The 12584-nt window shown below is 61.7% G+C and carries 11 protein-coding genes; 7 read left to right on the top strand and 4 right to left on the bottom strand.

Features of this window, described 5'->3' with window-relative positions:
- Position 1: 1 nt before the first annotated feature.
- Both rnc and lepB read right to left on the bottom strand, forming a co-directional pair.
- Complete coding sequence (gene rnc / locus ACZ5U1_RS04165; RefSeq protein WP_464779500.1) at positions 2-715, bottom strand: ribonuclease III; 714 nt, start codon at positions 713-715, stop codon at positions 2-4.
- Positions 670-1494 carry a signal peptidase I gene (lepB, locus tag ACZ5U1_RS04170; RefSeq protein WP_464779501.1) on the bottom strand — a complete coding sequence of 275 codons (825 nt, stop codon included), beginning with the start codon at positions 1492-1494 and terminating at the stop codon, positions 670-672. The genes rnc and lepB overlap by 46 nt, the downstream gene beginning before the upstream one ends.
- A gap of 180 nt (positions 1495-1674) precedes the next feature.
- Between lepB and pgi the strand changes: the two genes are divergently transcribed.
- Together pgi and gor are read left to right on the top strand one after the other, a co-directional pair.
- Positions 1675-3180, top strand: a complete 1506-nt coding sequence (gene pgi / locus ACZ5U1_RS04175; protein WP_464779502.1) for a glucose-6-phosphate isomerase — start codon at positions 1675-1677, stop codon at positions 3178-3180.
- Positions 3181-3247: 67 nt separating this feature from the next.
- Positions 3248-4594 (top strand): glutathione-disulfide reductase, encoded by a 1347-nt coding sequence (gor, locus tag ACZ5U1_RS04180; protein ID WP_464779503.1) that lies wholly within the window; start codon positions 3248-3250, stop codon positions 4592-4594.
- A gap of 1 nt (position 4595) precedes the next feature.
- On the opposite strand, the gene ACZ5U1_RS04185 is transcribed toward gor, so the two are convergent.
- Together ACZ5U1_RS04185 and ACZ5U1_RS04190 are read right to left on the bottom strand one after the other, a co-directional pair.
- On the bottom strand, positions 4596-5312 hold the full coding sequence (locus tag ACZ5U1_RS04185) for a 2OG-Fe dioxygenase family protein (RefSeq protein ID WP_464779504.1): 717 nt from the start codon (positions 5310-5312) through the stop codon (positions 4596-4598).
- A gap of 72 nt (positions 5313-5384) precedes the next feature.
- A complete protein-coding gene (locus tag ACZ5U1_RS04190; protein ID WP_464779505.1) occupies positions 5385-6800 on the bottom strand; it encodes a helix-turn-helix domain-containing protein in 1416 nt (471 codons plus the stop codon).
- 121 nt (positions 6801-6921) lie between these two features.
- Here ACZ5U1_RS04190 and ACZ5U1_RS04195 point away from each other — a divergent pair, with 121 nt between their 5' ends.
- The 5 genes from ACZ5U1_RS04195 to ACZ5U1_RS04215 all read left to right on the top strand — a co-directional run bounded on the left by ACZ5U1_RS04195 (position 6922) and on the right by ACZ5U1_RS04215 (position 12583).
- Positions 6922-8454, top strand: coding sequence for an acyl-CoA carboxylase subunit beta (locus ACZ5U1_RS04195; protein WP_464779506.1), 1533 nt, complete (start codon positions 6922-6924; stop codon positions 8452-8454).
- A 112-nt stretch (positions 8455-8566) separates the two neighbouring features.
- Complete coding sequence (gene mce / locus ACZ5U1_RS04200; protein ID WP_464779507.1) at positions 8567-9004, top strand: methylmalonyl-CoA epimerase; 438 nt, start codon at positions 8567-8569, stop codon at positions 9002-9004.
- Between the two features lie 164 nt (positions 9005-9168).
- Positions 9169-11322, top strand: a complete 2154-nt coding sequence (gene scpA / locus ACZ5U1_RS04205) for a methylmalonyl-CoA mutase (RefSeq protein ID WP_464779508.1) — start codon at positions 9169-9171, stop codon at positions 11320-11322.
- The gene (gene bioB, locus ACZ5U1_RS04210) at positions 11319-12320 is read left to right on the top strand and encodes a biotin synthase BioB (RefSeq protein WP_464779509.1); all 1002 of its coding nucleotides are present in this window, start codon (positions 11319-11321) and stop codon (positions 12318-12320) included. Before scpA ends, bioB begins: the two co-directional genes overlap by 4 nt.
- Positions 12317-12583: a hypothetical protein gene (locus tag ACZ5U1_RS04215; RefSeq protein ID WP_464779510.1), complete on the top strand. Its 267-nt coding sequence runs from the start codon at positions 12317-12319 to the stop codon at positions 12581-12583. The genes bioB and ACZ5U1_RS04215 overlap by 4 nt, the downstream gene beginning before the upstream one ends.
- Position 12584 lies beyond the last annotated feature (1 nt).

A 12584-nucleotide genomic window follows, 5' to 3' on the forward strand; every position in this document is an offset into this window, starting at 1 on the left:
TTCAGCCGTTTAGCTTATCCAATAACGCCTTCGCCGCAGCCGTTTCCGCCTCCTGCTTGCTTCCTCCCGTCGCGCTCGCTTCGCCTGCGCCCTTGATGCTCACAGTCACCGTGAAGCGCAGCGCATGGTGTGGCCCGGAGCGGTCAGTCATCGCATATTCCGGGGGCTTGCGGCGATTGGCGGCGGCCCATTCCTGAAGGGTGGACTTGGGATGCTTTGGCGCGCTTTCCTGCGTGTCCACCCGGTCGGCCCAGAGACGACGCACCAGCCTGCGGGCATCGTCAATGCCTGCTTCCAGATAGAGCGCGCCGATGAGCGCCTCCATGACGTCACCCAGCACATTGTCGCTGTCGGCCGCGCCGTCGTCGCGGGCTTGTTTGCCGAGGATAAGATGCGTGGGGACGCCAGCCGCGCGCGCTACTTCGGCGCATGTCTCACCCGACACCAGCGCGTTGAAGCGGCGCGACAACTTGCCTTCGGGTTCTCCCGAGAAACGCTCATAAACCCATTCGGAAACGATCAGGCCAAGCACCCGATCGCCGAGAAATTCCAGCCGCTCATAATTGACGGCATTCGCGCTGCCGTGGGTAAGCGCCTGACGGAAAGGCGCCTCGTCCTTCGGCGCTCGTCCGATCAGCCCGGCGAGCCAGCCAGACGTGTCGGGCTTCGTCAAAAGCCTTCCCCGATGCGGTTCCAGCGCGCTGCGGTGAACCATGTCCAGGGGAGGAGCCAATTAGCGCTGCCATCGGTGGAGAAGACCGAAATCATCGCCTTTCCAACCAGATTTTCCTCAGGCACCAGCCCGATGCCGCCGCCTTCAACGGCCGGGAAGCGGCTGTCCGCGCTGCGATCGCGATTGTCGCCCATCATGAACAGATGACCTTCGGGAACAAGGACGGTGTCGCGATCGTCGGCCGCGCCGTCGGGAACGAGGTCAAGGACGTTGTAACTTTTGCCGCCCGGCAACGTTTCACGATATTGCGGATAACGGCACTGACGCCCGCCACCCGCTGCATCTTCCTCGAATTTCGGGCGGTAACAGGGAGAGGGGCTGCCCTCCTTGGCTGCGGCATCGACCATGTTAGGTGAGACGGGGATGACGAGGTCGGCGACCCTCTGTTTCCGAATGGCCTGACCGTTGAGGTAAACCGTGCCCCCGCGTACCGAAATCATGTCGCCGGGTAGGCCGATCACCCGCTTGATATAGTCATTTTTCTGGCTCGGCGGCGCTTTGAACACCACCACGTCACCGCGCTGGGGCGTGGATGCCAGGATGCGGCCGGGGATCAGCGGGAGGTTGAAGGGCAGCGAATAGCGCGAATAGCCATAGGGCCATTTGGCAACGAGCAGATAGTCACCGATCAGCAGGCGGGGCTGCATCGATTCAGACGGGATATTGAACGGAGATACGATGAAGCTGCGCAGGACAAAGACGAACACCGCCAGCTTAGCGAGAAACCAAAGGAAGTCCCGCGTTTCGGATTTTGCGCTCATGCTATATTGTCTAGTCCTTCGATCCGCCTTGAAAACAGGCCGTTGCGGCTTTTGCTGCGTTGTAAACCCGCCGTCAAGCATGGCGGGCGGTGCATTGGCCGTTACGCTTGGGTAAGAGACGGGAGAATCGACAGGTGCGGCGTCGTCGCTAACCACGGAAAAATGAGGATTTACCCTTCCATGACCAGCCCTGCACTGGAGGCCATTGCGGCCATCCCGCAGCCCGAATTGAAGTCCATCTTTACGGCGGACCCGAACCGGCTGAGCAAGTTCACGCTGACCCAAGGGCCTATCCGTTTCGACTGGTCCAAAACGCATCTGACCAGCGATCTGCTGGACGGCTTTCTGAAGCTGGCGCAGGAGAAGGACTTCGCCAAATGGCGTGACGCCTTTTTCGCGGGCGAGCCGATCAATAATAGCGAAGGTCGCGCGGCCGAACATCCTGCCGAACGTGGCGAAGGCAATGCGGAAAGCGTTTCGCGGGCAAAGATGCTGCACGCCCGCATGCGCGCGCTGATCGACGCGATCGAGGGGGAGGCGCTAGGCCCGATCCGCCATATCCTGCATATCGGCATCGGCGGGTCGGCGTTGGGACCTGACCTGATCATCGACGCGCTGGGCGGCGACGGCGCGCGCTATGACGTGGCGATCGTGTCCAATGTTGACGGGACGGCGCTGGAGCGGGCGATCTCGCGCTTTGATCCGGAAGCGACACTGATCGCCATTGCGTCCAAAACCTTCACCACCACCGAAACCATGTTGAACGCCGCAAGCGCGATCAACTGGTTGGTCGAGGCCGGGATCGATGATCCCTATGGCAAGGTGATTGCGCTGACCGCCAATCCCGACAAGGCGATCCAATGGGGCGTGGACGAAACGCGTATTCTGCCGTTTTCCGAGACGGTAGGCGGGCGCTATTCACTTTGGTCCTCCATCGGATTCCCTGCTGCGCTGGCGCTGGGCTGGGATGCGTTTGAGAGCCTGCTGGAGGGCGCGGCGGCCATGGACCGGCATTTCCGGCTGTCTGATCTGGCGCGGAACGCCCCGCTGATCGCTGCTTTCGTGGACCAATATTATGCGCGTGTCCTGGGGTGCCAGACCCGCGCGCTGTTCGCCTATGACGAGCGGCTGCGTCTGCTGCCATCCTATCTCCAGCAGCTGGAGATGGAGAGCAACGGCAAGAGCGTGACGCGCGATGGCCAGCCTGTCGACGGGCCGACAGCGCCGATCACATGGGGTGGTGTGGGCACGGACGCACAGCATGCTGTATTCCAGCTACTGCATCAGGGGACGATCCTCGCGCCGGTCGAGTTCGTCGCTTCGATCGAGCCGGGGCATGCGCTGGACCCGGCGCATCACAAGGCGTTGCTGGTCAACTGCTTCGCGCAAGGGGCTGCGTTGATGCGGGGCAAGGATAATGACGCCGATCCCGCGCGCGCCTATCCCGGCAATCGGCCATCCACCACTATCCTGCTGGAGGATGTTACGCCCGATGCGCTGGGCGCGCTGATTGCCTTTTATGAGCATCGTACCTTTGCCAACGCCGTACTGATGGGGATCAATCCCTTTGATCAGTTCGGCGTGGAACTGGGCAAGGAAATCGCCAAGTCGATCGAGGCGGAAGGGGCGAAGGGCTTTGACCCCTCGACCATGGCACTGATCGAGCTGGCCTTGGGCGGCGCGTAGAGCCCCAAGATGATTGTAACTCCGCTGGATAGCCGCCATATCCGGCCTCCATCCAGCGGAGAGCAGCATGACCGACTACGATTTCGACCTTTTCGTCATTGGTGCGGGATCGGGAGGGGTGCGTGCATCTCGCGTGGCGGCGGCGCATGGCGCGAAGGTCGCGGTCGCCGAGGAATATCGGGTCGGCGGCACTTGCGTTATCCGGGGCTGCGTGCCCAAGAAGCTCCTGATCTACGGCGCCCATTTTGCTGAGGATCTGAAGGATGCGCGGCGCTTTGGCTGGCATGTCCCCGATTGCGATTTCGAATGGAAAGTCCTGCGCGACAATGTGCTGGCCGATGTCGATCGGCTGGAAGGGCTCTACAGGAACACGCTCGAGAGCCATAAGGTCGAGTTGATCGCGGAACGAGCCACGATCACCGGGCCGCACTCGGTGAAGCTCTCAAGCGGCCGCGAAATCAGCGCCAGATATATCCTGGTCGCGACGGGGGCCTGGCCCGCTATCCCGGAGATGGAAGGAGCGGAGCATGGCATCACGTCCAACGAAGCCTTTCATCTTGAGGATGCGCCCAAGCGGATGGTGATTGTCGGCGGCGGCTATATCGCCAATGAATTTGCGGGCATCTTCCATCAACTGGGCAGCCATGTAACCATCGTCAACCGGTCATCGACGCTGCTGCGCGGTTATGACGAGCAGATCCGCGATCGGCTGCTCCAGATCTCCACGATGAAGGGCATCCAGTTCCGCTTCAATGCGGAAATGGATCGGATCGAGAAGAATGACGATGGCACGCTTTGCATGCATTTCAGCAATGGCGACCCCATCCCCTGCGACACGGTGATGTTCGCGACGGGACGCCAGCCGCATGTCGAGGGGCTTGGCCTTGAAAATGCAGGCGTGGAACTGGACGACAAGGGTGCGATCAAGGTCGATGAATATAGCCGCACGAGTTGCGAGAGCATCTATGCGGTCGGCGACGTTACGAACCGGCTGCAATTGACGCCGGTCGCCATCCGGGAAGGTCATGCTTTCGCCGACACGGTGTTTGGCGACAATCCCAGGACGGTGGATTATGACTGCGTCCCGTCCGCCGTATTCAGTCATCCGCCCCTGGCTGGCGTGGGACTGACCGAGGCGCAGGCGAAGAACAAGCTGGGGACGGTCAAGGTCTATACGTCAGACTTCCGCCCCATGAAGAACGTCCTGGCCGGTCGGGACGAACGGGCGCTGTACAAAATGGTGGTGGACGCGACGACGAACCGCGTGGTCGGGCTGCACATGATCGGGCCGGATGCACCGGAGGTTTTACAGGCTGCGGCGGTGGCGGTGAAGGCGGGACTGACCAAGCAGCAGTTTGACGACACTGTAGCGCTCCACCCCAGCATGGCCGAGGAACTGGTGCTGCTGAAATAGGTCAGCGAGCCGCCGCGAAGGTCACGACCAATGCGTCGCGCCATGCGGCTTGCCGTGGATCGACGGGGTGGATTTCGGTGACGCCATGCAGGATGCGGCGGTCGTCGATCAACACCGTGTCCCCAGGCCGGGCGAGGGTGAATTCGCCTAGAGCATTGCCGTCCGGCGCGCCGATGCGGGTCACGCCTTCGTCAACATTGCGCCGTTCGATCAGCATCACGAGGACCCAGTCCACTCCGTCGCGGTGAAGTCCCTCAGGCGTCGGGCGGCCGATATGCTCCTCGCGCGTCTCGATGCGGAACTGATGCATTTCGACATGCCACTCCCTTGCGCCATCGGCTCCAAAATTCGCCGCGCAAAAGGCGAAGATCGCCTGCATGACAGGATTGTCGATCGTCCCCTGATGAACCGGATCAAACCAGCGCTGCACATCGCCGTTCAGTGGGTTGTAGTCGCGGCTCTGGAAATGCGGTTGGTGTGGCTTGCGAGTGAAATGCCCCTGCTCACAGCGAAATGCAGCATGCCGTCGCCGACGATAACGTCCCCCGTCCGCCATGTAGAGGTCAGGACCAAGGTCGTTCCAGCTATCGGCGAATTGCTCCCAGCATGGTTCATCGGCTTTCAGCATCGCCAGCATGTGAGGTCCGGCGATGCGGGCAAAGCCATCGCGCGTTAGGTCTGCCTGCAATTCGGCGCGGTGAAAAAGGCCGTGGTCCATAAGTCCGATCTTAAGCAGCCGGAGAAGCCCGCAAAGGGCCAGTTTCCGCAAGCTGGGTGCTGGCGAGGCGGATCAGCCGATCCAGTAGGGCACGATCTGGCGGTTGTCCGGATCGACCCGGATCGGCCGGTCGGCGGGCGGGAAAGCGCGCTGGTCACAGCTTTGGCGCGGGCAGAGGCGGCAGGTTATGCCGATGGGGGTGGCGGCCCCCTCCATCTCTAGCTGTAGCCCGTCAGCATAGACGAAGTTCGCGGCATGGGCGACTTCGCACCCCAGGACGACGGCATAGCGGCGAGGGGTGCGCGAATAGCTGCCGGAAGGCTTCACCAGTCCTTTGGCCATGGACACGTAACGCACCCCATCAGGCGTTTCGCCGAGCTGGACGTTGATGCGGTCGGGTATGGCGACGGCTTCATGCACGTTCCACAAGGGGCAGGCGCCACCGAAACGGGCGAATTGCAGGCGGGTGGCACTGTGTCGCTTGGTGATGTTCCCCGCCATGTCGACGCGGCAGAAGAAAAAGGGGATGCCGCGCAGGCCGGGTCGTTGAAGGGTCGACAGGCGGTGACAGGCCTGTTCAAAACTCACACCGAAACGGCGAGCCAGCCGGTCGATATCATGACGCACTTCACGCGCCGCCGCACGGAATTGGGCATAGGGCATCAGCAGCGCGCCCGCCGCATAATTGCCAAGACCGATGGCCAGCAGCCTGTCGGCGCCTTCCACCGGCAAGGCGGCCCGATTCACAACGTCGGCAATCACGGCCTGCCCCTCCAGCATCATGAGCTGGTGAGACAGCATGAACTTGCGGCTTTCCGTCGGGAGAGCCGCGTTCACGAACAGGCGGCGATCGTTCGATGAATAGGCGCGCAGGGCTGAATCGGGCGTGTCGGCGATCAGTGTTTCGATGCCGTGGCGGCGGGCCAGCGCCTCGACCAGCATGCCTTCGTCCAGGACTTGCCCGGCCGTGAAGCTGGAGGCCATGTCCTCCGCCAGGCAATCGAGCGCGTGGACATAATTGCCCGCCTCATGAAACCAGTCGCGCGCCGCTTCCCAGGGAAGGCGGGCCTGTACTTCATGATCGTTGGCGATCGCCTCCTCGATCATGTTGATGCGTTCGTTGGCGCGCATATGGGCGTTGTAGAGATCGATATAGCGGGCTGCGAACTCCGGGAACTGGAGGTGCAGCTTCTCGATCCGCTCCGGTTCCATCAGCGGACCGGGCAGTTCGGGATGGGCCAGCGCATAGGTGAAGGCGCCGAGCAATTGCTCTTCCTCGCGGCTGTCGAAGCTGGCCCAATCAGTGGGGAAGGCGCTGGCAACGGCAGCCTTTACCTTGGCGGTCAGGGGGCGGTCGTCATTTTCCAGCTGGCTGAGATAAGAGACGGAAATCCCCAACGCTTGCGCCATGGTCGCCTGGTCCATCCGGTGGTCCAGGCGAAGCTGCCGCAGTCGTGGACCTGCGAAAATACGATTGCCTCGTGCCATGCGCGGCTCTTAATTTGCGAAATCGTGATTTGCAAATTGGCAAATTTGCATTTGCGAAAAATGCGAAAGCAGGGAAAGGGGGCAATATAGTCGACCGTCCGTCACCGGAGAGATATTCTATATGTCGAAGCTCGCCATTATCGAACAGCTGGAAGCCAAGCGCGAGGCCGCGCGCCTGGGCGGTGGCCAGCGCCGTATCGACGCGCAGCATGCCAAGGGCAAGCTGACCGCGCGGGAGCGTCTGGAAGTCCTGCTGGACGAAGACAGCTTTGAAGAAGTCGACATGTATGTCGAACATAACTGCGTCGACTTCGGCATGAACGAGCAGCATATTCCGGGCGATGGCGTGGTCACAGGATCGGGCACGATCAACGGCCGCCTGGTCTTCGTGTTCAGCCAGGACTTCACGGTCTATGGCGGCGCGGTGTCGGAACGGCACGCGATGAAGATCTGCAAGATCATGGACATGGCGCTGAAGGTCGGCGCGCCCGTGATCGGCCTTAACGACTCCGGCGGCGCACGCATTCAGGAAGGCGTGGCTTCGCTCGCTGGCTATGCCGAAATCTTCCAGCGCAACGTGCTGGCGTCGGGCGTGGTGCCGCAGATCAGCGTGATCATGGGGCCGTGCGCTGGCGGCGCGGTCTATTCGCCTGCCATGACCGACTTCATCTTCATGGTGAAGGATTCGAGCTTCATGTTCGTCACCGGCCCCGATGTGGTGAAGACCGTCACCAACGAGATCGTGACGCAGGAAGAACTGGGCGGTGCGGTGACGCATACCACCAAGTCAGGCGTGGCGGACGTGGCGTTTGAGAATGATATCGAGGCGCTGCTGGCGACCCGTGATTTCGTGGACTTCCTGCCCGCGTCGAACAGGGAGCCGGTGCCCGAGCGACCGAGCGCTGATCCGTGGGACCGGATGGAAGAGAGCCTGGACACGCTGATCCCGGCCAATGCGAACCAGCCCTATGACATGCATGAGCTGATCCGCAAGGTCGTGGACGAAGGCGACTTTTTCGAGGTTCAGCCTGCTCATGCGGGCAACATCCTCTGCGGCTTCGGCCGGATCGAGGGCAAGACCGTCGGCATCATCGCCAACCAGCCGATGGTGCTTGCCGGGGTGCTCGACATTAATTCATCGAAGAAGGCGGGGCGTTTCGTCCGATTCTGCGACGCGTTCGAAATCCCGATCGTGACCTTTGTCGACGTGCCGGGCTTCCTGCCGGGGACCGCGCAGGAGCATTCGGGCATCATCAAGCATGGCGCGAAGTTGCTGTTCGCCTATGCCGAAGCGACCGTGCCGAAGATCACCGTCATCACGCGCAAGGCCTATGGTGGCGCCTATGACGTCATGTCGTCCAAGCATTTGCGCGGCGACCTCAATTATGCGTGGCCGACCGCCGAGATCGCGGTGATGGGTGCGAAGGGAGCGGTCGAGATCATCTTCCGCGGCAAGACGTCGGAAGAGATTGCGGAAAAAACCAAGGAATATGAAGACCGCTTCGCCAACCCCTTCGTGGCGGCGGGCAAGGGCTTCATCGACGAGGTGATCCAGCCGCACTCGACCCGCAAGCGGATCGCTCTGGGCCTGCGCAAGCTGCGCAACAAGAGCCTGGAGAATCCGTGGAAGAAGCACGACAATATTCCGCTTTGATGGCTCGCAAGGGTCGTCATCCCAGCGCAGGCTGGGATCTCAGGCGGCTGGGCTGGATCTTCAAGGCAGGAGACCCCAGCTTTCGCTGGGGTGACGAAGTAGGGAAGACGTGATGAAACTCGGTCGCTTGAACCATATCGGCGTGGCGACGCCTTCGCTGGAAGCGTCACTCGCTTATTATCGCGATATCATGGGCGCGACGCTGACGCATGAACCGTTCGACCTGCCCGCGCAGGGGGTGAAGGTATGCTTCGTGGATACGCCGGGCGAAAATGGCACCGAAGGCACGCAGATCGAACTGATCGAACCTTTGGGTGAGAACAGCCCGATCCACGGCTTCATCGCCAAGAACCCGGCGGGCGGGCAGCATCATATGTGCTATGAGGTGCCCGACATTCACGAGGCCAAGGCTTGGTTCGAGGGGCTCGGAAAGAAGGTTCTGGGCGAGCCGCGCATCGGCGCGCATGGGACGCTTATCTTCTTCGTCCACCCCAAGGATATGAATGGGGTGCTGACGGAGATCATGGAGACGCCGAAAGAGGCGCATTGAATTCACCCCTCCCGCAGGCGGGAGGGGCAGCGAGACTTGGGTCTGTGCAGCAGGCCCTAGTCGCAGCGGGGTGGGCAGAGGCCCTCTCCAACTTCGGCTAGTCAGCCAAGCTGACAAGCCTGCGTATCCTCTCCCCTGAACGGGCGAGGAAAGGAATGGGAACGATGACCGACAAGCCGACGCTGGATCAGTGGGCGACCGCCGCCGCCAAGGAAGTGAAGGGCAAGGATTTGAACTGGGAGACCCCGGAAGGGATCACCGTCAAGCCGCTCTATACTGCCGAAGACGTGACCGTCGATCCCGGTCTGCCCGGCTTCGCGCCCTTCACCCGTGGTGTGCGCGCATCCATGTATGCGGGGCGCCCTTGGACCGTCCGCCAATATGCGGGTTTCTCGACCGCCGAGGAATCCAACGCCTTCTATCGCCGTAACCTCGCGGCCGGGCAGAAGGGCCTTTCCGTCGCCTTCGATCTTGCCACACATCGCGGCTATGACAGCGACCATCCGCGCGTCGTCGGCGACGTCGGCAAGGCGGGCGTGGCGATCGATAGCGTCGAGGACATGAAGATCCTGTTCGACGGCATTCCGCTCGACAAGATGTCCGTATCCATGACCATGAACGGCGCGGTGATCCCGATCCTCGCCTTCTTCATCGTCGCGGGCGAGGAGCAGGGCGTCGAGCGCAAGCTGCTCGACGGGACCATTCAGAATGACATTCTGAAGGAGTTCATGGTCCGCAACACCTATATCTACCCCCCCGAACCCAGCATGCGGATCATCTCGGACATTTTCGGCTACACCAGCCGCGAGATGCCCAAGTTCAACAGCATCTCCATCTCCGGCTATCATATGCAGGAAGCGGGCGCGACGCAGGTCCAGGAACTGGCCTTCACCATCGCGGACGGCGCCGAATATGTGCGCTACGGCGTGGCGAGTGGCCTCGACATCGACAAGTTCGCGGGGCGGTTGAGCTTCTTCTTCGCGATAGGCATGAACTTCTTCATGGAGATCGCCAAGCTGCGCGCCGCTCGCGTGCTGTGGCATCGGGTGATGACCAAGCTGGGCGCTAAGGACGAGCGCTCCAAGATGCTGCGCACCCATTGCCAGACGTCGGGCGTGTCGCTGACCGAGCAAGACCCCTATAACAACGTCATGCGCACCACCATCGAGGCGATGGCGGCGATGCTGGGCGGGACGCAGTCGCTCCACACCAACGCGCTGGACGAGGCGATTGCGCTGCCGACCGACTTCTCGGCCCGCATCGCGCGCAACACGCAGATCGTCATCCAGGAAGAGACGGGCATGTGCAATGTCGTCGATCCGCTGGGTGGCAGCTATTATATCGAGGCACTGACCCAGCAACTGGTCGATGCGGCGCAGGTAATCATCGACCGTGTGGAAGCTGAAGGCGGCATGGCGAAGGCCGTGGGTGCTGGCTGGCCCAAGGCGATGATCGAGACGGCGGCAGCGGCGCGTCAGGCGCGCGTGGACCGGGGTGAGGACGTCATCGTCGGCGTAAACAAATATCGCCTCGCCAACGAAGATCTGCTCGAAACGCTGGAAGTCGATAACACGAAGGTCCGCGAAGCCCAGATCGCCCGCATCAATCGGGTCAAGGCGGAGCGGGACGAAGCAGCCTGTCAGGCCGCGTTGGAAGCGCTGCGTGCAGCCGCCGCCGGACCGCAGTCGATCGAAAACAACCTCCTCGCTCATGCGGTCGAAGCCGCGCGGGCGCGCGCCACTCTGGGGGAAATCTCCTCCGCAATGGAGGACAGCTTCGATCGCTATGGCACTGTGCCGACGCCGGTGAAGGGCGTTTATGGCAAGCCTTATGCGCAGGACAGCCGCTGGAAACAGGTTCTTGACGGCGTGCAGGCCGTCGAGCGGCGCCTCGGTCGCAAACCGAAACTACTCATCGCCAAGATGGGACAGGACGGCCACGACCGGGGCGCCAACGTGATCGCGTCCGCTTTCGGGGACATGGGCTTCGACATCGTGTCCGGGCCACTGTTCCAGACGCCGGAGGAAACGGTGGTTCTGGCGTTGGATAGCGGCGTAGACGTGGTGGGCGCTTCGTCGCTGGCCGCAGGGCACAAGACGTTGATCCCCGAACTCATCCGCCAACTGCGCGAAAAGGGCCGCAACGACATCAAGGTGATCGCGGGCGGCGTGATCCCGCCGCAGGATTATGACTATCTCCGTGACGCGGGCGTTCAGGGCATTTATGGACCGGGCTCCAACGTCGTGGAATGCGCCGCCGATGTGCTGCGCCTCCTCGGCCACAACATGCCCCCGGCGGGGCTGGAGGAAGCCGCTTGACCACCGTTACGCCCCGCACTGATTGGACCCGCGACGAGATTGCCGCGCTGTTCGATCTGCCTTTCAACGACCTGATGTTCGAGGCGCAATCGATCCATCGCGCGAACCATCCCCGCAATGAAGTGCAACTGTCGACCCTGCTGTCGATCAAGACCGGTGGCTGCCCGGAAGATTGCGGCTATTGCAGCCAGTCGACCGAGGCGGACAGCGGCCTGAAGGCCACCAAGCTGATGGACGTGCAGGCCGTGCTTCAGTCGGCGGCGCAGGCGAAGGACCATGGTTCGGGCCGTTTCTGCATGGGGGCTGCGTGGCGCAATCCCAAGGAACGGGACATGCCCAAGCTCATCGAAATGGTGAAGGGCGTGCGCCAGATGGGTATGGAAACCTGCATGACGCTGGGCATGCTGTCGTCGGATCAGGCGAAGCAACTCGCGGATGCGGGGCTGGATTATTACAACCACAATATCGACACCTCGCCGGAAAATTACGCGAACGTCATCACCACCCGGACCTTCGAGGACCGGATTGAGACGCTGGAAAATGTGCGTTCGGCGGGGATCAATGTGTGCTGCGGCGGAATTGTAGGCATGGGCGAGACGCGGGCGGATCGCATCGGCTTCCTTCATGCGCTGGGCACTATGCCGCATCCCGAGAGCGTGCCGATCAACGCGCTGGTGCCCGTGGAGGGCACTGTGCTGGGTGACATGCTGAAGGACACGCCGCTCGCGAAGATCGATGAGGTCGAGTTCGTTCGCACCGTCGCCGTGGCGCGGATCGTCATGCCGCAGTCGATGGTGCGCCTCTCGGCGGGCCGCGAGAGCATGAGCGAGGCCTGTCAGGCGCTCTGCTTCATGGCTGGGGCGAACAGCATCTTCACCGGGGACAAGCTGCTCACCGCAGCCAATGCCGGGGATGACAAGGATAGCGCGCTGCTTTCCAAGCTCGGGCTGACGCCAATGATAGCGCAGCCGCACGGGCATCTGGAAGCGGCGGAGTGAAGCGCGAGCCGCTCAGATATAGTTTTATTGCAATTATCACCCTTCTGGCGGTCATAGAGTTTTTGTTGCTGCTTTCTGGAAAGCGGGTCTTGCTGGACGAGGAATATTACCCCGAACGAGAGGCGGTTTGGGGCATTACGGTCCACGATCCCGGAGAAGCAGCTAGGTTTGAGTGCACCTATTTCACCGGTAGAAAACGGGTCAACGAGACGCTGCTTTCTTCCCAATATGATGAATGCCCATTTATCTGGACTGAAGGTTAAG

Source organism: Sphingobium sp. TomTYG72, from assembly GCF_055394715.1.